Raw genomic sequence first — 24,943 nt, forward strand, 5'->3', positions numbered from 1 at the left:
CCGCGAAGCCAGGTGGTATAATAGGTTAAACGTTTCACTAAACCTGGCGAGGAGTGTAATAGATGACGACAATTCAGAAGGGTTGGGCTCAAGAAGCATGGGCACAAACCGTAGCGAAAGTAGACAAAACAAGTAAACGCATTGGTGATGGTTTTCCACATGCAAGTGTAGGTGGAGAGTATAAACTGGAGCCTGCTTACTGGTGGACAGCGGGCTTCTGGCCTGGGTTGTTGTGGTTATTATACCGTGATACCAAGGAAGAGGGTTTAAAGCAGTTGGCTGAGTCCTGTGAGCAGCAGTTGGATCAAGTTGTAACGGACTACTATCGTCTGGATCATGATATCGGCTTCATGTGGACGTTGACGAGTGTTGCCCGTTACAAGCTAACGGGTGCAGATGATTCCAAGCGCCGCGCTTTGCTCGCGGCGAATCTGCTTGCAGCACGTTTCAATGTGAAGGGCAGCTACATTCGCGCGTGGAATCCTTGGCGCGAAGGCGAAGACAATGCAGGTTGGGCCATTATCGACTGCATGATGAACCTGCCGTTGCTGCACTGGGCTACGTTGACTACAGGCGACCCGCGGTTCAAAGAAGTCGCGGTAAGGCATGCCGACATGGCAGTCGATCATTTTATTCGTCCCGATGGATCGGTGAATCATATCGTGATTTTTGATGCGGCCACCGGTGAGAAGCTTTCCGTGAACGGTGGGCAAGGGTTTGCACCGGAATCGGCCTGGTCGCGTGGAACCGCGTGGGCGATTTACGGTATGAGCCTCAGCTACAAGTACACCGGCGATGAGAAGTACTTGCATGCGGCCAAGCGTGCTGCACATTTCTTCCTGGCGAACCTGCCGGAAGATCATGTGCCACATTGGGATTTCCGCTTGCCAGATGGCATTCCGGCGTACCGCGATTCCTCGGCTGGCGCGTGTGCGGCTTGCGGTTTGCTCCTGATCGCGGAGCAAGTGAACGGCCAAGAGGCAGCCCTCTACCGCGAAGCGGGTGAGCGCATCTTGCACTCGCTGTACACGAACTACGGCGCATGGGATTCCGAAACCGAAGAAGGGTTAGTCACCCATGGAACAAGCCACTATCCAGAAGGAAAAAACATCGACGTGCCGCTCATCTACGGCGACTACTATTTCGTAGAGGGACTTTCCCGGTTGCTCGGGCATGGTGAGTTGTTCTGGTAAGTTTGGTTAATTGGATAAAGAGTTGTCTTTCAGCAGCAATAGCTACTGGGGGACAGCTCTTTTTTGCGTTTTTCACGCCGAGTTGCAGCACTCAGGCAACAATAACTGGATTTCCTACATCTAATTTCGCACCAAACATGCTTTTGAAGCGAATAGCTGTATTTCCTCCAGTTAATTCGAGACATTCCGCCCGAAACAATCGATTTGAGCGAAATTAGCTACATAATTTCCATCTATATGCCATAAACAGATGAATCAGCCAGAATTAGCTGCATAATTTCCATTTATTTTCCACGGGATGGTAGGGAGATGGGGGAAAGTGGCATTTTGGTAGCGGAGGAGTGTGGTTAGGGTGTGTAGTTAGGTTGTGTAGTTAGGTTGTGTAGTTAGGTTGTGTAGTTAGGTTGTGTAATTAGGTTGTGTAGTTAGGTTGTGTAGTTAGGTTGTGTAGTTAGGTTGTGTAGTTAGGGTGTGCAATTAGGTTGTGTAGTTAGGTTCTGTAGTTAGGATGTGTAGTTAGGTTGTGTAGTTAGGGTGTGTAGTTAGGGTGTGCAGTTAGGCTGTGTAGTTAGGATAAGTAGTTAGGTTGTGTAATTAGGTTGTGTAATTAGTTTGTAGCTAAGGTGTGATGGCCGTGTGTTGGGGCTATATGTTGCACTGGTGAAATTTAAGTTAGGTTGATGCTCCTCAAGCCCCCACAAAAAGACTTTTACTACAGTAAATCGACATCCGCCCTCATTGTTGGTCCCACGCCCTCAAACCTATAATTAACACATAAGACAAATAGATAGTGTAGGTGAGAGCAGATGAAATCCGCTACTGTTAATGGGGTTGTCCAGCGGTCAACCGGTGCAACAAAGAAGAAAGGTTGGTGGAAATACGTTCTGCAGCATCGTGCATTTTATATCATGCTGATTCCTGGGCTGCTGTATTTCCTCGTGTTCAAGTATGTACCCCTGCTGGCGAGCTTCATCGCCTTTCAGGACTACAACATTTTCAAAGGCTTCACAGGAAGTGAATGGGTGGGATTCAAATGGTTCCATCAACTATTCACGTACGACAAGTTCGGACGGTTGCTCCGAAATACGCTGCTAATCAGCTTATATCAAATTGTATTCGCCTTCCCATTGCCGATCCTATTGGCAATCATGCTCAATGAAGTGCGATCGATGGCATTCAAGCGAATTACGCAAACTGTGCTGTATTTACCGCATTTTTTATCCTGGACGATCGTGTTCGGACTTACGTATATGTTGCTGTCACCGACACAGGGACTCATCAATCACGTCATTTCCTCGTTCGGTGGTGATACCGTCGCCTATCTTCAGAAACCTGAATATTTCCGCTCTATCATTATTTTTTCCGGCATATGGAAGGAAATGGGCTGGAACGCCATTATTTTCATCGCTGCGCTTGCGGGTATTAACCCATCTTTATATGAAGCAGCGAGGATGGATGGCGCGAATCGTTGGAAGCAGTTCTTACATATTTCGATCCCAGGCTTGCTGCCGGCTATCATGATCCTGCTTATGCTCAAAATGGGACACATCATGGATTCAGGCTTTGAGCAAATTTATCAATTTCTTAATCCGGCAACGTTCGAGACAGGGGATGTGTTGGATACATACACCTATCGGGCAGGTATTCTGCAAGGTCAGTACAGCATAACGACAGCCATCGGATTGTTCAAATCGGTAATTGGTTTTATCTTACTCGTCATTGCGAACCGTGTGAGTAAATGGACAACCGGTGAAGGGCTATATTAAAGGGGCGATACGACGATGAAAATTAGACGAACACCAGGTGAAGTCGCTTTTGATACAGCGAATGCACTTCTCTTACTGCTCTTTTGTGCAGCAGTTGCCATCCCATTGATGAATGTCATTGCCGGCTCACTCAGCTCCAATGAAGCGATTATCCATTCCGAAGTATCACTTTGGCCTGTAGGTTTTAATCTCCACAACTATGACTTTGTCATCCGCAATGCGGTGTTCTGGAGGTCGTTTGGGGTCACGATTCAGATCGTTCTGATTGGAACGGCAATCAACATGGCACTTACGATTCTTACCTCCTATCCGCTATCCAAAGGGTGGCTGGGCGGCCGCAAGGCGATTCTGCTTTTCATCATATTCACGATGATTTTTCAGGCACCGATGGTGCCGATGTACATTTTGATCAAAAGTCTAGGCCTGCTCAATAGTATCTGGTCACTGATTATCCCAGGTGCGCTGAGCGCGTTCAATATGATGCTATGTATCACCTTCATGAGGTCGATTCCGGAGGAGCTTTTTGAAGCAGCACGAGTGGATGGCATGTCCGAATACAACATTGTGTGGCGCATCGTGGCGCCATTATCCATGCCGATCAACGTTACGCTGATTTTATTCTACGCCGTGGGGCATTGGAACAACTATTTGGGCCCACTTTTGTACATAACCGATCGAGAACTGCAGCCTTTACAATTGTATCTGTATAAGCTCATTTCACAATTCGATATGGATTCTGCTGGAGGTCAATCGATTCTAGAGCTTTCTACAGCCGTAACTCCACAAGGATTACAGATGGCGACGATTGTCATTGCCACGCTTCCAATTATCATTGTATATCCATTTTTGCAAAAACATTTTATCAAAGGTGCACTATTGGGTTCGGTTAAGGAATAGTGAGACGGCACATGCCCTCGACCTGATTCTATAAAAGAGGTGATGAAACGTAATCCAGTAATGCCCAGATGATTATTTCAAACTTAGTACACTATAATGAAGAAATTAGGGAGGGTCTATTCGATGAAAGTAAATATGAAACAAATGGTTACGCTTGTATGTATGGTATGTCTTGCAGGTGCAACAGTTGCTTGTTCCTCAGATAAGGGCTCCACGGCAACAACGACACAACCTTCCGTGACACCTGTGGCAAGTCAGAGTACAACGCCGGCTGCACCGGAGAAAATTAGCATATTCGTCTCCAATAACGCTCAACAGATTCCGGCAGGGAAATCGATGGACCTGGCAACGGTTAAATATCTCGCTCAGAAAACAAATACAGACCTAAACATTACCTTCCTCCCGCATGAAAACTATATGGATCAGCTGAAATTGAAGTTCGCTTCCGGCGATATTCCTAACGTTCACATGGTTTGGGGCATTGAGACCTCTGATCTTGTTATCAATGGTTTAGCGATGGATTTGAAGCCATTAATCGATAAATACGGTCCGAATTTGAAGAAAAACATCCCGCAATCCGCTTGGGACGCGGTTACGCTGAATGGCAAAATCCTCGCGATCCCACAATTAGCACAGGGGAATGCACCAGCCGAACGTGTCATCTATGTACGTAAGGATTGGATGGATAAGCTAGGCATTAAGGAGCCGAAGACATCTGCTGAATTCCTGGATATGCTGCGTGCTTTCCGTGATAAAGATCCGAATGGAAACGGCAAGAAGGATGAAATTCCTTTTGCTTCCCGTGAGAAGTTCGAGTGGGCGGATAACATTTTCGGCATGTACGGTGTGAATCTGGACTCCAACAGTCTCTACAATAACGAGGTTATGCCTGGTTATGTGAACCCGAATATGAAAAAAGCGTTGGGCATGCTGAATACTATGTATAAAGAGAAGTTGATTGATACGGAATTCCTAACGAACACACGGGCGATTTGGGATCAAAAAATTAAATCCGACCTCGTAGGTTCTTGGAACCACGTCGTATTCGGTGCATGGGATCCTTGGCAAAAGGAACTTAGTAAATTGCTTCCTGATAAGAAGCCTAACGTACTCGGCATTCCGACACCAAGAGGTGAAGGCTACGATGGGAAATTGGGACGCGTTGAGAAGCCTGTACTGAAAACATTTGTCGTACACAAAGATACGAAAAATCCCGAGGCTGTTGTGAAAATGTTCGATTGGCTCGTATCGGAAGAAGGACAATTGTTCACGGAGCTTGGTATTGAAGGACAATCCTATACCAAAGAAGGCACAGCACTTAAGTACAATGCGGACAAAGATCCTGACTTGAAATGGCGTTCTGCTGTGTTCCAAATGCATGGTTTCCATGAGCAAGCTCAAAAAGTATTGATCAATAACGATGAAGCTTACAACAAGCTGATTCAAACGATCGAAACGTCCCGTAAAGAAGGTATCCCGAATCCAACGGCAGGTATGCCGCCTTCAGAAACGTTGACGAAGAACGCAGATCTTGGTTATAAAGGCTCCTTCCAGGAAGCTGCAGCTAAAATTATTCTTGGCGAGAAGCCGCTGGACTACTTTGATGAGTACGTAGCGAACTGGAAGAAACAAGGTGGAGACAAAGCGATTAAGGAATTGACCGACTGGTATAACGCTAACCGTAAGAAGTAAGGTAGTGGTTTGATATGCACCCATCTGAAGCTGGTAGGATACTCGCTCAGATGGGTCCTCTTTTATGAATGATGGACGTAAATGAAGGAAGGATGAGATCGGTGATGATGAGAATGGGTAAAATGGGGAGATTTCTTTCTCTCCTGTTAATCAGCGCGATGCTGGTTGTACCGTTCCAACCCAAGGTTTCCCTAGCACAGGTGCTGACGGAAGAGGAATTGGGTCAACTGCCTGGCAGTGAGGTTCTTATTTCTGATATTCGCATGCAGGGAGCGGCGCTGAACCCCGATGCTGCGTTGTATGGAACTGTTGCAAACTCAACAGTGGAAGGGCAACCGTTTACTGAGGCATTGCGCTTTGCGACGAACGTGCAGCCTGCTAGTACATATCTATTGCAATATGTGCTCCCTATTGAAGCGAGTATCGAGAAAGACGATGTTATTCTGGCAACATTCTATGCAAGAACGCTGCGATCGACAGTTGAAACGGCTGAAGGCACAGTCGCATTAGTGATGGAGAAGAGAGGGAATTTTGAAAAGTCGATTACCGAGACAATAACGGTTCCTACACAGTGGAAGAAATTCATTGTGCCGATTAAAGCTGCCTTGTTAATGGAAACGAACACACCACAGATTGCGTTCCGCCTTGGCTATAAGCCACAGGAGATCGAAATCGGCAGTCTGAAAGTTGTGAATTATAAGAAAGCGGTTACATTTGATAGCCTGCCGAGCACGCCAGTCATTTACGATGGCATGGAAGAAGATGCCCCATGGCGCGCAGAAGCCAATCAACGTATTGAGCAGATCCGCAAAGGGGATATGCAGGTTGAGGTGAAGGATGCCAGCGGTCTTCCCATCCAAGGCGCAGATGTCCATGTGAAGATGACGAAGCATGACTTCAAGTTCGGTACAGCTGTCAATAGTACGATGATTAATGGTACGGATGCGAATGCAGAGACATATCGTACTAAGCTCAAAGAGAATTTTAATTCGGTCGTTATGGAAAATGAGATGAAGTGGCAATGGTGGGAACAAGATCGAAGCCGCACTGTGAATCTCTATAATTGGTTGGGTTCCAACGGATTTGATATTCGAGGACATGCCTTGTTGTGGGATGGTTCAACGCGCGTGCCAGCAGATATTCCAGGTATGGTGAGCAATAAGACAGCACTAGAGAAGCGTATTCAAGATCATTTCCATGAGCTGGCAGGCCTCTTCAGAGGAAGACTCTATAACTGGGATGTGCTGAATGAACCTGTTCTGAACAGTATGATCCGCAGTACGTATACAGACCAAGGTGCACTGATGGCGAATTGGTTCAAAATGGCCAAAGAAGCGGATCCTGCGGCTAAACTATATGTTAACGAAACGCAAATTCTTGGTGTAGATGCGCCTGTGATCCAGAATTTTTCGAACATTTTGCAATCTATGAAAGATAACGGCGCTCCTATAGATGGGGTCGGCATTCAGGCACATTTCGGCAGTACGCCGGTAAGTCCGATGGCGTTCTATAATCAACTTACACATTTTACGCAGTACGCACCTGAAATTGCCATTACCGAATTTGACGTGAATTCACCGAAAGAAGATATTCAAGGGAAATTTACACGAGATATCTTGCTTGCTTCGTTTAGCCATCCGAATGTGACATCGTTTACGATGTGGGGATTCTGGGATGGCGCCCATTGGCAGAATAACGCTCCGCTGTTCCGCAGTAACTGGACGTTGAAACCTTCAGGCGAACAGTGGCGCAATCTGATCTACGGAACTTGGTGGACGGACGTGACGGGCACGACAAATGCCAGCGGCCAGTACCTAACACGTGGATTCTATGGGGACTATGACATTATCATCACGAAGGACGGGGTAAGTCAGACGGTTAAATCTTCCTTATTGCAAGGGCAAGATAACAAAGTTTCCGTTGTATGGGGAGTACCGTCACAAGGTGGAACAACGAATACCTTCGTGCCTCTAGCTGTTCCTGCTCAAAATTCAGAAATCACAGCACCAGTTTGGCCGTATGGCAGCACATTTGCCGTATCGGAGGCAACACCGACTTCGTTGACATTCCGTTGGCCAGCAGCTCATGACAATCTGAATGTGGCGGGGTATCGTATCTTTAATAACGGCAGCCTCGTGACACAAACGACAGCGAATGTGACGAGCTATGATGTGACAGGACTAACACCGGGGCAAACTTATGTGCTGCGTGTCCAGGCAGTAGATGCGAATGGCAATCTTTCGCTTCCTAGCCCAGATATTCAAACTGCAACAGGATCGGCAGCGGATGCGACAAGACCTGGCTGGAACAAGGGCTCATTTATCACCATAGACAATTCCAACATTACGGAGACAGGGGCTACGTTTTCTTGGCCAGCAGCATTTGATGATGATGTGACAGGCTACCGCATTTATGTTAACGGCCAAATCGTAGGAGACTCTGTTGTGCCCTCGTATACGTTGAGTCGTCTGACTGAGAACAGTCTGTATACCGTTCGCGTCGAAGCGAAGGACGCTGAGGGGAATTTGTCCGCGGGTGGACCCATTGTTACATTCAAAACACTCGGCGTGACAGATGTGACAGCTCCCTCTTGGGCATCTTCAGATCAACTTAATGCGGTGGAAACCACAGCGACTAGTGTGAAATTAAACTGGAACACCGCACAAGATGCTCGCGGAGTGACGGCTTATCGTGTATATCAAGGGAATCAAGAGTTGGTGACAATGCCAGCCACAACGCAACAATTCCAAGTGAACGGGTTAGTACCTAACACGAGCTATTCCTTCAAAGTAGAAGCTGGAGATGGCAGCAATAACTGGTCTGTAACGGGGCCGGTAAGTACGGTTAAAACGAATATAGGAGCGGATAGCTTAGCACCGAAGTGGCCGACTAACCGTATGCTGACGTACAGTGCCTTAACTGATCACACGGTGACGTTAAACTGGACGCCTGCTGTGGACAACATGGGTGTATCCGGTTATCGGGTGGTTCAAAACAACAGCGTCATTGCGAATGTCTATGGGTCAGAACAGACCTATGCCGTAACCAATTTGACTGCAGGTGGGAACTATACATTCCATATCGAAGCTCGCGATGCGACGGGAAATTGGAGCGCGAACGGGCCGTCGGTTACGGTAACGACCGTCCCGGGAGTGACTAGAACGCAGCAAATTCTGTACCCGAGTGATGATACCTTCATCCAAGCGCCAGCAACATTTGGAGGTGCAGGTACGAACAATAATATTGCCTATCTTCGTTATAAGAATGCGGCAGGTGCTACGCCGAGTGATACGAACAAAAATATAGGAAATAACAGACGTGCTTATCTAAAGTTCCCTTTAACATCGGTAACTGGAAACGTGTATGATGCCACACTGAATCTCTATGTGTTTGCTGTTCAAACACCGAATATGGACATTAATATGGATCTCTATCAGACTGGTGATAACTGGTCAGAAGGGGGCGCAACACCAGTAAACTGGTTGAACAAGCCTATTGACGGGTCCAAGATAGCTTCTACCATTGTACGGAATGCTAATTTTTGGAAAGTTTTCTCAGTAACGAGTCAGGTTGCCACAGAACTCCGTGGTGATGGAACGATCTCCTTCAAGCTTCAGGACGATGCTTGGCTGGATCAGAATGTTGATATTCATTCCAAAGAAGCAACGGGTGCAAACGTGATTTATAAGCCGTACTTATCTGTCGGTACAGAGCAAATGCCCGCGGATACGACGCCGCCTACTTGGAGCAGCGGTACATTAAGTGCCACACAAGTTCAACCTCTTGGAGCCACGCTGACTTGGTCCAGTGCACAAGATCAGAGGGGCATTAATGGCTATACCATCTATCGGAATGGTACTGCGATTGGCACGGTTGGCTCGGATGTCTACAGCTATGAAGTAACGTGGTTAACACCTTCGACAGGTTACACATTTAAGATTGAAGCCCGGGATGCAAGCTTAGAATCAACGACAGGTCCGACAACTAGCCTTACAACACCAAGCGCAGATATCCTAGCACCAACTTGGTCAGGAACGGCTGTCTTATCTACGCAAGATGTATCACGTTTTGGTGTTACGTTACAGTGGCCTGCAGCTACTGATCAGTATGGTATAGCAGCATATGATATTTATAGTGGAAATTCGGTTGTAGGCTCTGTCTATGGTGATGTGCAAACCTATCATGTAACAGGACTTACTGCTGGGACAGATTATGACTTCCATGTGAGTGCGCGAGATGCATCAGGCAATCGTGCTTCGGGACCTGGGATTCAGGTAACAACACTTGCACCGGATACGACTCCGCCCACATGGAGCCAGAATAGCGCACTAGTCGTTTCAGATAAAACTTCTTCGGGTTTAAAACTAAATTGGCCTACAGCTTCAGATGATACGGAAATCCATGCTTACCGTATTGAGCAGAATGGGTTGGAAATTGCGCATGTTGCCAATGAGGTAAGAAGTTATTATATCAATGGCTTGGATGCCAATACACAGTATCCTTTCTCCGTTGTCGCTATGGACAAGGCAGGAAATGGTTCACAACCGCTGCAATTGACAGACAGCGTCTATAAGCTAGATACGATTACACCGCAATGGCCGACAGGTGCAAGAATCAATTCTACGAAGTTGTCAGATCGCGAAAACTTGGAATGGGATAGGGCTACAGATAACGCAGGCATTGAATGGTATGTCATATACCGTAATGGTGTTCAAGTTGCACAAGTAGATGCTGCTCATACAAGTTACTCCATCATGGGTACACCAGACGGTTCAGCCGTGTATAAAGTTGAAGCGAAGGATTATGTCGGCAACGCGACCGTATTTGGGCCGAGCACGAATGATCCAGAACTCCCAGTGCCAAATGACACAACAGCGCCTGGTTGGCCTGCGGGAAGTGCTTTGACACAAGGAAGCGTGACATCGAATGCCATTCAACTTTCATGGAGCCAAGCGATTGACCGCATAGGTGTAACGCAATACAAACTGTTGATGAATGGCAATGTAGTGACAACTACGCCAAACACCACTTGGCAAGTAACGGGATTATCTGCGAATACTGCTTACGACTTCAAGGTCGAAGCGGCAGATGCGGCGAACAATTGGTCAAGCAATGGTCCAACGCTTCAGGTTAGAACGCAATCTTCTCCTGCTCCAACTGGACCATCTACAGGGACTGGGGCGCAACCAGAGCCTGAGAAACCGACGATTACGGTTAACAACGGGGAAGCAAAGATAACTTTCCCAGCAACTAGCGTAACAACAAAAGATGGGAAAGCCACAGCAACCATTGATAAAGCAACACTGGAAGAAGCCTTTAAGAAGATGGATGCACAAGCAGGCAGTACGAGTTCGAAAGTAACGCTGCAAGTTCCGCAAGTCGCAGGAGCTAACAGCTACGCACTTGAATTGCCAACGGAGTTTCTGACACAGCAAGCTTCAAAGTATGGGCTTGAAATATCAACGCAACTTGGCACAGTTGTACTACCTAGCAATACGTTTGCTAATAACGCAGCAGCGGCTGGAAAGTCTACGCTTACGATCAACATTTCAATCGATAAACTCCCTGCACAAACCGATCTGGAAGGTAAAACAGGAGTTGTCATCGACTTGCAATTCACGGCATCCGGGCAGCCGATAACATTCGAGAGCAAGGATGCTATCGTATCAGTCAGCATTCCATACGCGCTATCTCCAGAAGAGAAAGCTCATCCTGAGCTGTTAAATGTCTGGTACGTGACTGCACAAGGTGAAGCTCAACTCGTACCGACAGGCAGTTACAACGCTGCTACGGGCAGTATGGAATTCAGCACGAATCATTTCAGTAAGTACGCAGTTTCCTACAACAAGCCAGCTTTCCAGGATCTCGCTTCCACGACGTGGGCTCAGAAATCTATTGAAACGCTTGCTGCGAAAGGAATTATTCAAGGGATTAGTGCTCAAGCATTCAATCCGACGGCTTCTATTACACGAGCAGACTTCACGAAATTGCTAGTTGAAACCTTTGGACTACAAGCGATGTCTGAGACGCAATTCACGGACGTCCAGAAGGGTGCTTATTATGAGAAGGCTATTGGCATCGCGAATAAACTAAGCATCGTCAATGGTGTAGACGATCAACACTTTAATCCGCAAGCTAATATCACGCGTCAAGATATGTTCGTTATGATCACGAGAGCTTTGGCTCAAGTCAATAAATCATTACCTACAGCGAATAACGCAAGTACATTCACGGACGGAGCAGATATCGCTTCCTATGCGGTCCAGCCCATCCATGCCCTCGTTCAGCAAGGTTTAATCGAAGGCAACGCTGGCAAAGTGAATCCACTGGGCAATACGACCAGAGCTGAAACTGCTGTTATGTTGTACAGATTATTCCAATTTATCTACTAATAAGTTGCAATACTCTACCGTGCCTATTCGTAGGCGCGGTTTTTGTCGTATTTTAGATAAAAAAGTACGATCCCTGCAGTGAATAAAACGCTTACCTCATTGCTAGGGACCGAAATTGGGCATATTATTTAACTACGACATGCTAGGCATATCATCGTCTGTTTACAAGGGGAGATCACTTTGATTAACTATATGGTCAAGAGCCTGAAGCGTTCCCTGAAATGGCGGCTCATCTCGATCATCGTCACTATTCTGATTTTTACAGTTTCAACGATTGGGATTTCCAGCTATATGCAGACGAGAAGTTCTGTTCGTAAAGATATCGATCATCTGAGTATGCAAGTCCTCAAGCAAGCTAATATGAACTTAAACCGTTATTACTCAGAGTATGAGTTAGCTTTTCTTATGTTGAGCAACAGTCTCGAAGTTCGGGATTGGATGCGTGTCTCTTCCCCTAATGTATCTTCGGAACTCATTCGTACGTACGAGAGAATCAAAGATAATTATTTGAATCGCTTGTTTCTGCAATATCCCGAGGTATTATCGGTCTCTTTGTATAATCCGAGCGGGTTTGAGCAGCATTTCGTCAATACGTACGCCCTTCCCTTAAAATATACGATTAAAAATGAACCCTATTTTGCACAAAGCGGGAACTATGAAAAGGTTAAATTTATCACCGGTATTTCCGAGAATTATATCGATGCAGCGAATCAGAAAATGAAGATCCCTGTCCTAACTCTTTTTAAACAGCTGAGCAATGGGTATTTGAAAATCGATATCTCCCTGAAACCATCTCAAAGTGTCATGTCTCAAATTAATATTGCGAACACGGGCTCAGCCCTCGTTATGGATCAAGCCGGAACAATTATTCATCATTCTCATTCGGCAGAGGTGATGGGGCAGATGGATGATCATATTGTACAAGCGGTGAAGGGGCAGCAGGAGGGCTCTGTGTTCGACAAGTCGGGAAAAGAGCTCATTATTTTTCAAACCATTCAGATGACAGGTTGGAAAATTATTGCGATTCTCCCTTATCAAGAAATTGCCCAAAGTATTAACTACACTAGAAATGTCACGATTGTGATAGCAATTTCTGCTCTGATTATTTCGGTATTGCTCACCTATTTTGCCGCTTCTTCCATTACAAGACGGATTCTAGGTTTGCGTAAAATGATGAAAGCCATGCAGTTGACGAGCTCCTTCCATTTACGTGCTGAGGTAGAGGGAGTGGATGAAGTCGCTGATTTGAGCATCTCCTTTAACAATCTACTCGGTCATCTGGAGCAATCCATTCATGATCATGCGGAGACGCGTGTCTTGCAGCATCGGGCTGTGATTTCGGCGCTTCAGTCGCAAATTAATTCTCATTTTCTATACAACACGCTCGAAACGATCAATTCCATGACTGTCATTGCGAAGCAGTCGCATATTGGGCATGTAGCGGTCAATCTCTCGAATATGCTGCGTTACACGTCCGATTTCAAAAATATGAAAGTCATTCTCAAAGAAGAGATTAAGCATTTGGAGAATTATTTGACGATTATGAAAGTCAGATTCAAAGATGAAGTCACGTATAGCATTGAGGTGCCAGAGGAGCATTTGCAAGCGATATGTACGAAAGCACTTTTGCAACCTCTAGTGGAAAACAGCATTAAGCATGGCAGAGAAACGACGGGGGAATCCGTACATATCTGTATTCGCGGGGAAGTCGTGCAGGCGGACAGGGGGGACAAGCTTCTCCTGACCGTTGCAGATAATGGACCAGGATTCTCGGCGGAGACGTTAGTCAGATTGACCCAGGAGCAAGCGGATTCACACGCCCACCAGTATCGGCACAATCAAGTCGGTCTATCGAATCTGATTTACCGTTTGCATATGTTTTATGCGGGGGAAGCTAAGATTACGTTCTTTAATGATCCTGTTGCTGGGGGAGCGGTTATTGAAGTCTTATTGCCATTACAAGATAGTTTGGATACGTAGAAAGGGGAGCGCGATCAGATGAACAGACTGATTATTGTGGACGATGAAGATCTTATTCGTGAAAGCCTGTCGATACAAGTGTCAGAAATGGAAGGAGTCACGGTATCCGGAACGCTCCCGAACGGCAAAAAAGCGCTGGATTGGCTCAAGGATCATTATGCAGATATTTGCATGACGGATGTTCGGATGCCGCTTGTGGATGGGCTGCAATTAATGAAAGAGATTAATCAGCAGTATCCTTGGATGATCTGCATTGTGATTTCAAGCTATGATGATTTCCAATATGCCAAAAAGAGTATTGAGCTTGGCGCCGTCGATTATGTGCTGAAGCCTACGGATAGCACCCTCTTGCAAGAGGCTGTCCAGAAGGCCAACGCCCGCATCCGCAGCAGCCGGCGTAATGAGGCCAATCAGCTTCTGCTGCATAAGCTGCCCGTCTATAAGCCGATGCTGGACAGCTGGCTGGAGATGGTGTTATCGGTCTATTTGCATGGGCAGCCGCTGATTATCGTAGATACGCTGGCGATGTTGGAGTCATGGGTGGAAGGACGTTATGAAATTCTGAATGAACTGTCCATGGCATGGACATCTCTTGTCATTGAAGAGTTGAAGAAACAGGACATCCATGTGAAGTATGAGGAAGGCGAGGACGTCGAACTTGGCGAGCATAACCTGAAGCACTCCGATGTGAGGCAGTATTTCCGATTGTGTGCGGTGAGAAGGCTGGAGCAAGCGGCGAATATTCTGATGGATCGCGCACGCAAGGCAAAGAACCTGCAGAAGGAGAGCGTCGTCGACCAAGTCAAACGGTATATCGAGGAGCATTATGCAGAGAATTGGGGTCTACAAGAGCTAGCGGATCATGTTGCGATGAGTCGTTCTTATTTAGCGAAGCTTTTCAAAGAGCAGGCGGGAATGACGATCTGGACATATTGCGTCAACGTTCGGATGCGTAAAGCACGAGATTTGCTGCTCACTTCGTCCTTGAAGAGCTACGAGATTGCCCTACAGGTCGGGTACGAAAACAGCATCCATTTCTCCCGTATCTTCAAACAATATCATGGCTTGAACCCGATGGAATATAAGGACCGGTTTGGAGGTGAATGAGGTACGGGGTGAGGGTGGAGTGTATGCGGGGGAGGCAAAACGTAAGGAGATCGGGTGCGGCGTAGGCAAAAAGCAAACGGATCGGACGCAGAGTAGGCAAAAGGTAAGTGGATCGAGCACAGAGCCAGCGCTTTTCCGCATTTGCATCGCATTGGTGCAGTAAATAACCTTTTTACCTCAGTGTGTTGAAAGCGATTTCAGTATAAATTTAGGGAGGTTGAACGTGGACCAAATTTGAAAAAAGAGGTGCATGCAGAATGATTTCACGCAGAAAGAAGGTTTATGGTGTAATTGGGTTAACGATTGCGATGTTGGTCAGCGTGGCTCCCCCAGCTTTAGCAGCAAGTACGGTGACGTTGTACAAAGACACGACGTATCAAACAATATGGGGATTCGGTGCTGCTGCCAATCACCCGGTGAATGAGTTGAAAACGAATTACAATGCAACCACGCAAGGACAAATTCTAGATAAACTATTCCGTACGGATGCTTCTAACGCAGGGTTGTCGATCGTCAGGATGGAGATCAACCCTTATACGGCTGCGCAAGATGCTGTGCAAACGACATTCATGCCTTCCTCAGGTGTGACCGATTGGAACACGGATCTGCATCAGAGATGGTTCGCCCAAGAGGCGAAGAACCGCGGGATGAATCAGTTCTATGCTGTGCCTTGGAGTCCCCCGGGCTGGATGAAGACGAACGGTTCGCCGAACAACGGCGGTCATCTGAGCACCTCGCAATACGATAATTTCGCAACTTATATGAAGACGTATGTGAATCAATATCGGAATGTATTCGGGTTCAATATCAAATGGGTCAGTGTGCAAAATGAACCCGATTTAGCTACGCCTTATGCGTCGACGCAGTATACGACAAGTGAATTGGATCAAGTATCTGCAAAGGTTGCTGATGCGGTTCACAGCTTGAATCAAGGCGTGTTGGTTGGTGCGCCAGAGGGCTCAAATCGAACTGCCTCGAACAATTACATGAACAGTTTCAGCGCGGCGACGAGGGCGAAGTTGGATTTTGTCCCGGTCCACGATTACAGTACGTATGTCGATGTGAACCATTATGGTAAACCGCTGATCGCGACGGAGGTTAGCAATTTCCAAATGGCCAATGATCCGAGCATCACGGATGGGTTGAAATGGGCGAACATGATTGCTGCTGATTTGAAGCGGGGCGAGAGAGGCTGGCTGTACTGGTGGGCAGTGAATCCGGCTGGGAGCACCTCAGGTGAAGGGCTCATTAATCTAGGGGCGAATAATGCGTACACAGTGAATAAAAGACTTTATGTTATGGGGCAATTTAGCCGGTACCTGCGTCCGGACGATACCCGCATTCTGGCATCCTCGAGCGATAGCAACCTTGTTGCGATAGGCGGGAAGAATGGGACGGGGCGCGCGTCTGTTGTGCTGATCAATAACAGTACGTCGGCGATAACGACGACGATTAGCGGTCTGACGTTGGCTAACGTCTCAGGAAGACGAACCAGCGCCACGGAGGATCTGGCCAAATTGACGGATATGGCTGTGACTGGCGGAGCGATTACGGTTACGCTGCCGGGTAAATCCGTGACGAGTTATGTGGAATACTAAGTAATCAGGCATGTTTATCCGTTGCTAGATATGGGTATCCTTTTACTAGAATAGTAGATTCTAGTGAGAGGTGGAGTTAGAACGATGACAACAGAAGCATCTAACGTCTTCAAACCAGTCATTCCTAGCAAAATTGCGGAATCCATGGAAAGTCTGCGCAAGGAAGGTTGGGCTGATGACGATTTCTTTAACTTCTCGCGCTATGATGAAGAATCTGCAGAGGCTCGTCTGTTATATCACTATTTCCGGAACAATCGTGTAACCTTTGCGGCAGCGGTCATCAATAGCTACAGCGTTGAGGAGATGCAGCAGTAATACCGACAATTGAACAGAGTGGCTGTCCCATAAGTAGAAGCTTCTACTATAGGACAGCTTTTTTGTTATCTGAAACGAAATCGAAAGGGAACGTAGATGCCTTATTGGGCCGAAATCGGACGAAAGGAGAGCCAGGGGGAACGTAAAGGCACTATGGGGTCCGTTTTCGCGATTGTTGACGTTTCTCAAAGAAATAAGATACAGTAGTTCCCTTTCGATGACGAGTTCACCTTTTTTAACGCAAATAGAGTACCCTTGTTCCCTTTCGTGGTAGGAATTAGGAGATACTCTTTTTTTTACTTCTTAAAAAGTTGATTTCGCTATTTCATAGTATAATAGTATGCAATAGTTTGAGTACCCAACAAAGTCACCAATAGCATGGAGGAATCACACGCATGTTTGTGAAAAAAAGCATGTTTACTCGCAATGGTAAGTCCTATGTCTACTATAAAATCGTCAGTACATATAAAGATGAGTTTGGTAAGAATAAGCATCGTGTAGTTAAGCATCTCGGTAAGCTCTCGGAAGAGGAGGTAACTGAGGTGCGCAAAGTGTTAAAGGAGCAGAGTCAACTGGGAGCTAGGAACGTTGTGGAGTCAGTTGAAATAGGTGCGCAGAGCGCGATTCGATTGCCGCAGGAAGTGCCGCAATTTATTTTACATGATGCTAAGTTGCTAATCTATGAACCTTTCGTGCAGAAGCAGTGGAACGTGACAGAGGTGGATATGCTGCTGCTCGTTCGCGAAGGGACAGGCGAGCTGTTTATGGATGGCAAAAAGGTAGTACTCAAGTACGGGACAGTCGTCTATGCGCCTTCTGGCAGCGGGATGTATGTCGTCAACACCAGCAGCATTCCACTGCAATTGGATCGGATTGCCTTCGATGTGATCATCAGAAGCGGTTCGCCTGCAGAGAAGGGCACTTATCTTCCCTATAGCGTACAACGGATGTTTCAAGAACCCATCCAACTGCAAACCCCTTACTGGGCGTTGCAAGTTTCTCAAGAGCTCGAGGATATGCAAGTTAGTAGCCAGCAGCAGGATGTGTTCAAAAGGCAAATTTTATTCTATACGATGATGAATATGATTCTTCAAAATACAGGTGAAGCACGTCCCCCGGAGGCGCACAATGTGATCGAGCATGCGGTCACGCTGATTCATAAGCATTATCGAGATGATTTGACACGTGATCAGATCGCAGAGCAGCTCGGTGTCAGCCCGGAGCATTTCTCACGATTGTTCAAGAAAGAAATGGGCATGGGATTTATCGACTATTTGCTTCAGTTTCGTATGGAGAGATCGCGTGAGCTGCTGCAGCTCTCGAGGGCTAATGTGCAAGAAATCGCTCAGCAAGTTGGCTTTCAGAGTCAATATTATTTTAGTCGTAAATTTAAGCAAATGGTGGGAGTCTCACCAAGCACGTACATGCAACAACCCAAAACGTATGTCACTCTGGATGCTTGGGTAACCTCAAGCTTATTGACGTTGGGTGTTGTTCCGCGTATCGGGTTCATTAATCCTTGGATGATGGCACATTATCAAGGCGTACTGAGTCAGGCTGAGTTTAAGCCGATTGAAGGCTTAGATGAACATGGTGCCGAGGAAGTAAAAGCACTGCGGCCAGATCTGATTTTCAGCAATGTACATAAACAGGATATAGCGTGGATTCGTACGTTAGGGCCTGTGGCTGATTTCAATTTAGAGAAAATGGATTGGCGGGCACAACTGCGATTTATTGCAGATGTAGTAGGGAGGCAGGAGGAGGCAGAGGCGTGGCTTCAAGCGCTTGATCAACGAATTGCTGCAGCCAGAGAGAAGTTCGGACGAATGATCGATCCCGAAGATACATTTCTTATCATGAAGATTGTTTCGGGTAAAATATATGTCTATGGCGACCTGCGAAGTTTGGGCGGTCCTATGCTCTATCAAGGCTTACAGCTGCCCCCTCCGCGTATCGTCAAGGAACGCATTATCGATGCTAAGCTGCTAAACCGTTATGTTTCACTTGCTGAGCTTAGCGAGTATTCAGCGGATCACATCTTTCTCGTTAATTACGAGTCCAATTGGCAAGAGGGAGCGGAGTCGTTTAAGGTGCATCCAAACTGGAAGAAGTTGGCTGCCGTGCGCAAAGATCAAGTGTATGATGTGAATCCGGATATCTTTTATGGATTTGATCCTCTTTCCCTGGAGCTCCAACTTCAGGAAATGACCCGGCGGCTTTCATCACATTTGTAAGTGAATATCGTCATGAATGTGTATGGACGGCATAACAAAGTCGTTGATATGATTCTAGTGAGAACTATTATCATTATCAAGAGGAGAGATATACAGCATGATTGCAAAGAAAACATGGTTATCCGCGGGGATGACAGCCCTGCTGTTCGTATTGAGTGCATGCGGCAGCAGTACAGATAAGGTGGAATCAGCTCCACCTACGGCGAAAGTCGAAGCGTCAGCTCCTGCTGCGCCGAAGACGGTTGTAGCAAAGACAGCCAAGGGAGAAGTAACGATTCCGGCAGAACCGAAGCGGGTCGCTGCAGCTTACTATCACGGTACGCTGACAGCGTTAGGCTTGACACCGATTGCTGCTAGTAAAGAATGGTGGATGGGAAGTCCGTTCCTCACGGAGCAAGAAGCGAAGATGACGGATATCGGCTCACCGGCTTCTCTTGAAAAGGTGACTTCGCTCGATCCAGATTTAATCGTTATAAATGGCTTCTCGGAAGATAACTACGATAAGTTTTCGAAGATTGCGCCAACGGTGTTCATCCCCTATACGGCTTACAAAAATGTTCGTGAAGAAGTGAAACTGCTCGGAGATACATTTGGCAGACAGAAAGAAGCGGAACAATGGTTAGCCAAATATGAGCAGAAAGCCAAAGAGAGTCGCGAGAAAATTAAAGGTTCGGTGAAAGAGGGGGAAACGGCTGTTATTATCAATGTCCGAGAGAAGAAGATATCCTTGCTCGGTGATAACTATGGTCGGGGCGGGGAAGTCATTTACAATATGCTGAAGCTGAAAGCTCCTGATTTCGTACAAAAGGAAGCCATTGACAGCGGCAAGCAGCTAGTCGAGATTCAGATGGAAACATTGCCAACCTATGCGAATACCGATCATATTTTTATCTGTATGAATATTGGTACGACGGATGAGCAGGTGAAGGCGATTCTGGATAGTCCGATTTGGAAGACACTCCCTGCTGTTAAAAACAATAAAGTACACATTCTGGACTACAAGACGTATCTTCATTACGATCCTATCTCCATTCTGGGACAAGCTGATCTGATTGCGGAGATGTTGGTCAAATAGTGAGTTAAACTATATATGTCATGTAATATAACGCAAAATGAATATGAATAACGAAAAAGAAGTTCATTTTAAAACTTGTGTTATAATACTTGACATAAATATATTACAGAAGTATACTCTAATTAACCGCACGACGATGTGCAACTAATATTCGAGGCAATGGCGCCTATCCTACCACAGGATAGGCGTTTTCTGTCTTTTTGAAAGGGTGAATACGATGATGAAACATATGAAAAACCTAGTTTTGTTTATCCAATGTCTGCCTGTTGCTTTGAGATGGTACTAGACTTATTATGTTAGGTTTCGTTGCATGCATGCCTCATCTTGTATAGTCAACTTTTAACGCAGTCGCTCGTCTAAGGGTGGCTGCGCTTAAAGGTTTTTTCTCATTTTTATCTAACCTTCATACATTGGGCAAACTTTCATGATAAGATGTTGGCAAAGCAATGTGAATAGGTTGCACGATGAAAATGGAAGGGAAGTCACGGAATGTCAGATGAACAATTAGCTGTATTAGATGTATATATTGAACAGGCCGGTTACGATGAGGTGCCGGATATTATTAAGGGGATTCATTTTACAGTGAGGCAAGGCGAGCTTGTGGGATTGCTAGGTCCGAACGGTGCCGGCAAAAGCACGACAATTAAGAGTCTTCTCGGTTTGTTGAAGGATTTTAAAGGCAAGATCTCTTTCATGGGTGAAAACAAAAGCTACGCGTATATTCCCGAGCATCCCATTCTGTATGATGAATTGACGTTGTGGGAACACATGGAGTTCGCGGCATCGGTATATGAGTTGGATCGAACCGTATTCTTAGAGCGTGCTGACGATCTTTTGCATCGGTTCCGGCTCTTGGATGAGAAGCATCAATTGCCTGGGAAATTTTCAAAAGGGATGCAGCAGAAGATTATGCTGATTCTTGGTTTTTTGAATAAACCTGATGTCTACATCGTGGACGAGCCCTTCATTGGGCTAGATCCGAAGGCGATTAAGGATTTCTTGGGGATGCTGGAAGAGGAGCGTCAGCGTGGAGCAGGCATTCTGATGAGTACCCACGTGCTAGATACAGCGGAGCGGATTTGCAGTTCATTTGTACTGCTTTCGGGTGGTAGATTGGTAGCGAACGGAACCCTGCAAGACATTCAAAAACAATGCGACATGCCGGATGCTACGTTATTCGACTGCTTCCATTCCTTACTATGAGAGGGGGCGAGAGTGGGTTGAACAGCAGCTTTCAGGTTTTTACACGCAGAGTACGTTCGGATTTAAAATTTCAGTATCGAGCATTACGCATGGCCGTGGATTGGGTCATCGCTATTTATTTCGTCATTCCTCTGCTGATCGTGGCGGGCTATCACTATTATGCGTGGTACATGACGCCTCCTACATGGTTAAGCGGGATATCCATACATACGGTGGCTACACTTTTTTATATTTTCACATGGTTAGGCACGTTGCGATACTTTGTTGAAGAAGGAGATCAGTTATTTCTCCGGCAAAATGAAGGCTGGTTTCGACATCTCATGCATCTCGGCTATCGGTATTCGGTGGTACTGCAAGGGGTTACGTCGTTGCTTGTTACGCTTCTCTTCCTACCACTATTAGTACCTGTTTATTCGTTTAGCATCGCGCAGGTCGTGTGTTATTGGCTGTTGACCTATGTGGTGAAGCTAAACATTGGCCTCATTCGGCAATTGCTAGCGCTGCGCTTCCAGCGGTTTCTGCTGTGGTTGCTGCGAATTGTCATTTTTGCAGGAGGCGTATTCGCCTTCCAATGGTTGGTCGTGGAGATCAGGGATCAACTTGTGTACGGTTGGCTTGTCATCTTGGTACTAATCGGCACATTCCTACTTCTAACACGGACGCGGCTGCGTGAAAAAGGCACCTTCTTTGCAGATGTTGCTCGCGAACGCGATGCTCGGATGCGGATCGTTTCTCTTATGTTAATCCGTGTAATGGAGCGTAAAAGAAAACCAACCCGTAGGTACCCTCTTCTGTTCAGCAGATCACAGCGTTTACTCAAAGGAAAGGGAGCTGGCACGGGTATTGCTGAGCTATTAGTGAAATCGTATTACCGTAATGGTTTGCAATGGCGGCAATCCATTCAGTTTGTGGTTGTCATCAGCGGAGCTCTATTTATTTTGCCAGGTGCGATTAAAATTCTCGTCTGGATCCTTGCGGCTGTCTTGCTGGTCTTCTGGCGCAAATCGTTCTGCAAGGATGAACTGACGGCGCCATTCCTATCTCTATTCCCGATTAAAGATACGATGAAACACCAAGCGATTCAGACAGCCATTCCGATCTTAGTGCTGCCAGCCATGATGGTCATTAGCTTAGTAGCAGGCATCTCGATGTTTACTTGGTGGGGACCGATTGTGATGATGGGAGCAGCAGTACCGCTGGCGTATGGAACTTCTTCGGTGTTTACAAGCTGGTATTGAGCGGCTTTCTATGCAAAGGAACTATGGGGGAGTCAGGATGTTCTGGCTGCTCCTTTTCTTTAGGAATAGAACTAGGGATTATAGCGGATGCTACCCAATAATTCCTCTAAAAGGAAATGAAAGAGAGGCAAGTTTTGATGGAACTTTTGTTGCCTTTATTCATAGTGGCAGCAGTAATCGTAACAGCTACACTGCTCAATAAGCGCTTTCCCCAAATCCCGTTGCCCTTTTACTTAATTGGTTTAGGCGCTTTGGTGTCATGGTTGCCGTTTGTTCCTACGGATTTCAACTTTGAACCAGAAGCTTTTATGGTCTGTCTTATCGCGCCTATTTTATTTGGAGATGGACGTGTCATCTCACGTAAAGAATTGCTGGAGTACCGCAAGCCCATTTTGCTTATGGCGTTATGGCTTGTCGTGTTTACCGTTATAGGTATTGGATATTTTATTCATTATCTAATTCCTGCGATGCCACTGCCTGTCGCATTCGCTCTAGCGGCTGTGATGTCTCCAACAGATGCCGTTGCAGTGAAATCGATGACAAGGGGGCGGACATTCCCCAAAGGATTAATGCCGATCTTAGAAGGGGAGTCGTTGTTAAACGACGCAGCAGGCTTAGTTTCCTTCAAAGTAGCTTTGGGGGTTGTGATGACAGGCGTCTTCTCGGTCAGATCAGCAACTTGGGAATTCCTGCTTGTCGCCATAGGTGGCATTATCGTTGGACTCGTACTAGGGGCAGTCTTGGTGAATTTCAGATTATTTTTACGAAGAAAAGGGCTGGAAGAAGTCAACTCGCTTGTCACTATTCAGTTGCTAACGCCGTTCGTGGTCTTTTTGATTGCTGAAGAAATCCATGTTTCAGGTATCTTAGCTGTAGTAGTTGCGGGGATTGTGCACGGGCTAGAACGTGACCGGTTACAGCAAACTACGACCAAACTGGAAATTATCTCGACCAACACATGGTCAGTGTTTAGCTTCATTTTGAATGGACTCGTATTTGCCTTGTTAGGCTTGTTGCTGCCGGAGGTCATTACAGGATTAGTGCATAGTGGTGAGGCTTCTATCTTGAAGGAGCTTGGATTAGCGGTTGCAATCTTCGCGGCATTATTTGCGGCTAGGTACATCTGGGTCTATCTTTTTCATGATGAGTTTATTCCTGCAAGTCAAAAGACGCCAGACTCGAATTCACGAACGAGCAGAAGGAGCTTTGCTCTAGCGGCTAGTTTTTGTGGTGTCCATGGTACGATCACGTTAGCAACGGCTTTATCGATCCCTTTTGAATTATCAGATGGGACGGCATTTCCTCTGCGCCATACGATTTTGTTTATTTCAGCCAGTGTAATCTTGATCAGTATGTTAGCAGCTACATTCGCAATGCCGTTTATTGGAAAGTCAGTTACCGCGGCAACGTCCGACCAAGCAGCATTGTCGTTGAAAGAAGCAAGTATTCAACTGGCTAAGAAAACGATTCAAGCGCTCAAATCGGAGAAAAATGAGGAAAACTACGATGCTACTCTCGCGGTTGTTCAGCAGCTAGAGGAGCAAATTCGGATGGACTGTTATGGGACTGTCAAGGTATCGGGGCCTTATATTCGTGAGCTTCAGCAAATTGGGCGAACTGCCGAAGCTGCTAGGCTAGCTGAGTTGATTGCGCAAGGTGTGATTTCGCCGCAGTTGCAGTCCGTATTTACTTTACTCCATCAGCCCCAGTCGGAATCGTTCTTCCTTGCAAGGTTGCAATACATGTGGGTTAGATTGAAGTTGAGTCTACTTAACCGCAAGATTCAGCAGCACCGAAGAGAAGGGATTCCTGAGAAATTCAGATCCGTCACCGAGATGTTCGAACAACTGCAATCGATTGAGAAACAGCTGCAAGAAGCAGCCGTTAAAGCCATTCGCAAACAGCAATCGCCGAAGCATCAGTTAGAGGCGTTGCTCGTTATCCAACACTACGCTCGCAGCCAGAAACACGACGGAAAGTGGTTAAGCGCGCATTCGGAAGCTGAATTCTTAGAACAACTGAAGATTGTTCAATTGCGAAGCGTACAGATGAAGCGGGATGGGATCCAAGAGCTGGAAGAGGCTAATCAAATCTCAAGCGGAACTGTTCTTGGATTATTGCAGGCGATCAATTATGAGGAAATGCTTATTTTGGACAATGGCGAGAAGTAACATAAATATGTCTTATAAGAAAGGGCCTTCCCCTAGTCACTAGGTGGAAAGCCCTTTTTTCTCATTTTATCGATCGCAGATC

The 24,943-nt window shown here is 46.4% G+C and carries 14 protein-coding genes; all 14 read left to right on the plus strand.

Translation table 11 applies throughout. The features are described from left to right. Nucleotides 1-62: 62 nt before the first annotated feature. Complete coding sequence (locus HQN88_RS20335) at nucleotides 63-1,193, plus strand: glycoside hydrolase family 88 protein (protein ID WP_173115915.1); 1,131 nt, start codon at nucleotides 63-65, stop codon at nucleotides 1,191-1,193. A gap of 806 nt (nucleotides 1,194-1,999) precedes the next feature. Next, on the plus strand, nucleotides 2,000-2,959 hold the full coding sequence (locus tag HQN88_RS20340; protein WP_246320354.1) for an ABC transporter permease: 960 nt from the start codon (nucleotides 2,000-2,002) through the stop codon (nucleotides 2,957-2,959). A gap of 15 nt (nucleotides 2,960-2,974) precedes the next feature. Continuing rightward, a complete protein-coding gene (locus HQN88_RS20345) occupies nucleotides 2,975-3,856 on the plus strand; it encodes a carbohydrate ABC transporter permease (protein WP_173115917.1) in 882 nt (293 codons plus the stop codon). A gap of 123 nt (nucleotides 3,857-3,979) precedes the next feature. Further along, entirely contained in the window at nucleotides 3,980-5,548 is a 1,569-nt protein-coding gene (locus HQN88_RS20350) for an extracellular solute-binding protein (RefSeq protein WP_173115919.1), read from the plus strand. Between the two features lie 104 nt (nucleotides 5,549-5,652). Beyond that, the gene (locus HQN88_RS20355) at nucleotides 5,653-11,940 is read left to right on the plus strand and encodes a fibronectin type III domain-containing protein (protein WP_246320363.1); all 6,288 of its coding nucleotides are present in this window, start codon (nucleotides 5,653-5,655) and stop codon (nucleotides 11,938-11,940) included. 180 nt (nucleotides 11,941-12,120) lie between these two features. Further along, a complete protein-coding gene (locus HQN88_RS20360) occupies nucleotides 12,121-13,920 on the plus strand; it encodes a cache domain-containing sensor histidine kinase (protein ID WP_173115923.1) in 1,800 nt (599 codons plus the stop codon). Between the two features lie 18 nt (nucleotides 13,921-13,938). Continuing rightward, the gene (locus HQN88_RS20365; RefSeq protein WP_173115925.1) at nucleotides 13,939-15,027 is read left to right on the plus strand and encodes a response regulator transcription factor; all 1,089 of its coding nucleotides are present in this window, start codon (nucleotides 13,939-13,941) and stop codon (nucleotides 15,025-15,027) included. 257 nt (nucleotides 15,028-15,284) lie between these two features. After that, nucleotides 15,285-16,625 carry a glycoside hydrolase gene (locus HQN88_RS20370; RefSeq protein WP_173115927.1) on the plus strand — a complete coding sequence of 447 codons (1,341 nt, stop codon included), beginning with the start codon at nucleotides 15,285-15,287 and terminating at the stop codon, nucleotides 16,623-16,625. Between the two features lie 84 nt (nucleotides 16,626-16,709). Continuing rightward, nucleotides 16,710-16,940, plus strand: coding sequence for a hypothetical protein (locus HQN88_RS20375; protein ID WP_173115929.1), 231 nt, complete (start codon nucleotides 16,710-16,712; stop codon nucleotides 16,938-16,940). 395 nt (nucleotides 16,941-17,335) lie between these two features. Beyond that, complete coding sequence (locus tag HQN88_RS20380; RefSeq protein WP_173115931.1) at nucleotides 17,336-19,174, plus strand: AraC family transcriptional regulator; 1,839 nt, start codon at nucleotides 17,336-17,338, stop codon at nucleotides 19,172-19,174. Between the two features lie 97 nt (nucleotides 19,175-19,271). Continuing rightward, nucleotides 19,272-20,249 carry an ABC transporter substrate-binding protein gene (locus tag HQN88_RS20385; RefSeq protein WP_173115933.1) on the plus strand — a complete coding sequence of 326 codons (978 nt, stop codon included), beginning with the start codon at nucleotides 19,272-19,274 and terminating at the stop codon, nucleotides 20,247-20,249. A gap of 489 nt (nucleotides 20,250-20,738) precedes the next feature. Next, the gene (locus HQN88_RS20390) at nucleotides 20,739-21,452 is read left to right on the plus strand and encodes an ABC transporter ATP-binding protein (RefSeq protein WP_057308850.1); all 714 of its coding nucleotides are present in this window, start codon (nucleotides 20,739-20,741) and stop codon (nucleotides 21,450-21,452) included. Between the two features lie 17 nt (nucleotides 21,453-21,469). Continuing rightward, the gene (locus HQN88_RS20395) at nucleotides 21,470-22,690 is read left to right on the plus strand and encodes an ABC transporter permease (protein ID WP_173115934.1); all 1,221 of its coding nucleotides are present in this window, start codon (nucleotides 21,470-21,472) and stop codon (nucleotides 22,688-22,690) included. 137 nt (nucleotides 22,691-22,827) lie between these two features. Beyond that, complete coding sequence (locus HQN88_RS20400; RefSeq protein ID WP_173115935.1) at nucleotides 22,828-24,861, plus strand: Na+/H+ antiporter; 2,034 nt, start codon at nucleotides 22,828-22,830, stop codon at nucleotides 24,859-24,861. Nucleotides 24,862-24,943: the final 82 nt, after the last annotated feature.

Origin of the sequence: Paenibacillus qinlingensis (assembly GCF_013204845.1) — a bacterium.
In the GTDB taxonomy this organism is placed as follows: Bacteria; Bacillota; Bacilli; order Paenibacillales; family NBRC-103111; genus Paenibacillus_E; species Paenibacillus_E qinlingensis.

What these genes read in the sequence shown, in the direction of transcription:
- HQN88_RS20355 (WP_246320363.1), top strand. Translation starts at nt 5,653, where the DNA reads ATGATGAGAATGGGTAAAATGGGGAGATTTCTTTCTCTCCTGTTAATC.
- HQN88_RS20350 (WP_173115919.1), top strand. Translation starts at nt 3,980, where the DNA reads ATGAAAGTAAATATGAAACAAATGGTTACGCTTGTATGTATGGTATGT.
- HQN88_RS20370 (WP_173115927.1), top strand. Translation starts at nt 15,285, where the DNA reads ATGATTTCACGCAGAAAGAAGGTTTATGGTGTAATTGGGTTAACGATT.
- HQN88_RS20385 (WP_173115933.1), top strand. Translation starts at nt 19,272, where the DNA reads ATGATTGCAAAGAAAACATGGTTATCCGCGGGGATGACAGCCCTGCTG.
- HQN88_RS20400 (WP_173115935.1), top strand. Translation starts at nt 22,828, where the DNA reads ATGGAACTTTTGTTGCCTTTATTCATAGTGGCAGCAGTAATCGTAACA.
- HQN88_RS20375 (WP_173115929.1), top strand. Translation starts at nt 16,710, where the DNA reads ATGACAACAGAAGCATCTAACGTCTTCAAACCAGTCATTCCTAGCAAA.
- HQN88_RS20340 (WP_246320354.1), top strand. Translation starts at nt 2,000, where the DNA reads ATGAAATCCGCTACTGTTAATGGGGTTGTCCAGCGGTCAACCGGTGCA.
- HQN88_RS20345 (WP_173115917.1), top strand. Translation starts at nt 2,975, where the DNA reads ATGAAAATTAGACGAACACCAGGTGAAGTCGCTTTTGATACAGCGAAT.
- HQN88_RS20365 (WP_173115925.1), top strand. Translation starts at nt 13,939, where the DNA reads ATGAACAGACTGATTATTGTGGACGATGAAGATCTTATTCGTGAAAGC.
- HQN88_RS20335 (WP_173115915.1), top strand. Translation starts at nt 63, where the DNA reads ATGACGACAATTCAGAAGGGTTGGGCTCAAGAAGCATGGGCACAAACC.
- HQN88_RS20390 (WP_057308850.1), top strand. Translation starts at nt 20,739, where the DNA reads ATGTCAGATGAACAATTAGCTGTATTAGATGTATATATTGAACAGGCC.
- HQN88_RS20380 (WP_173115931.1), top strand. Translation starts at nt 17,336, where the DNA reads ATGTTTGTGAAAAAAAGCATGTTTACTCGCAATGGTAAGTCCTATGTC.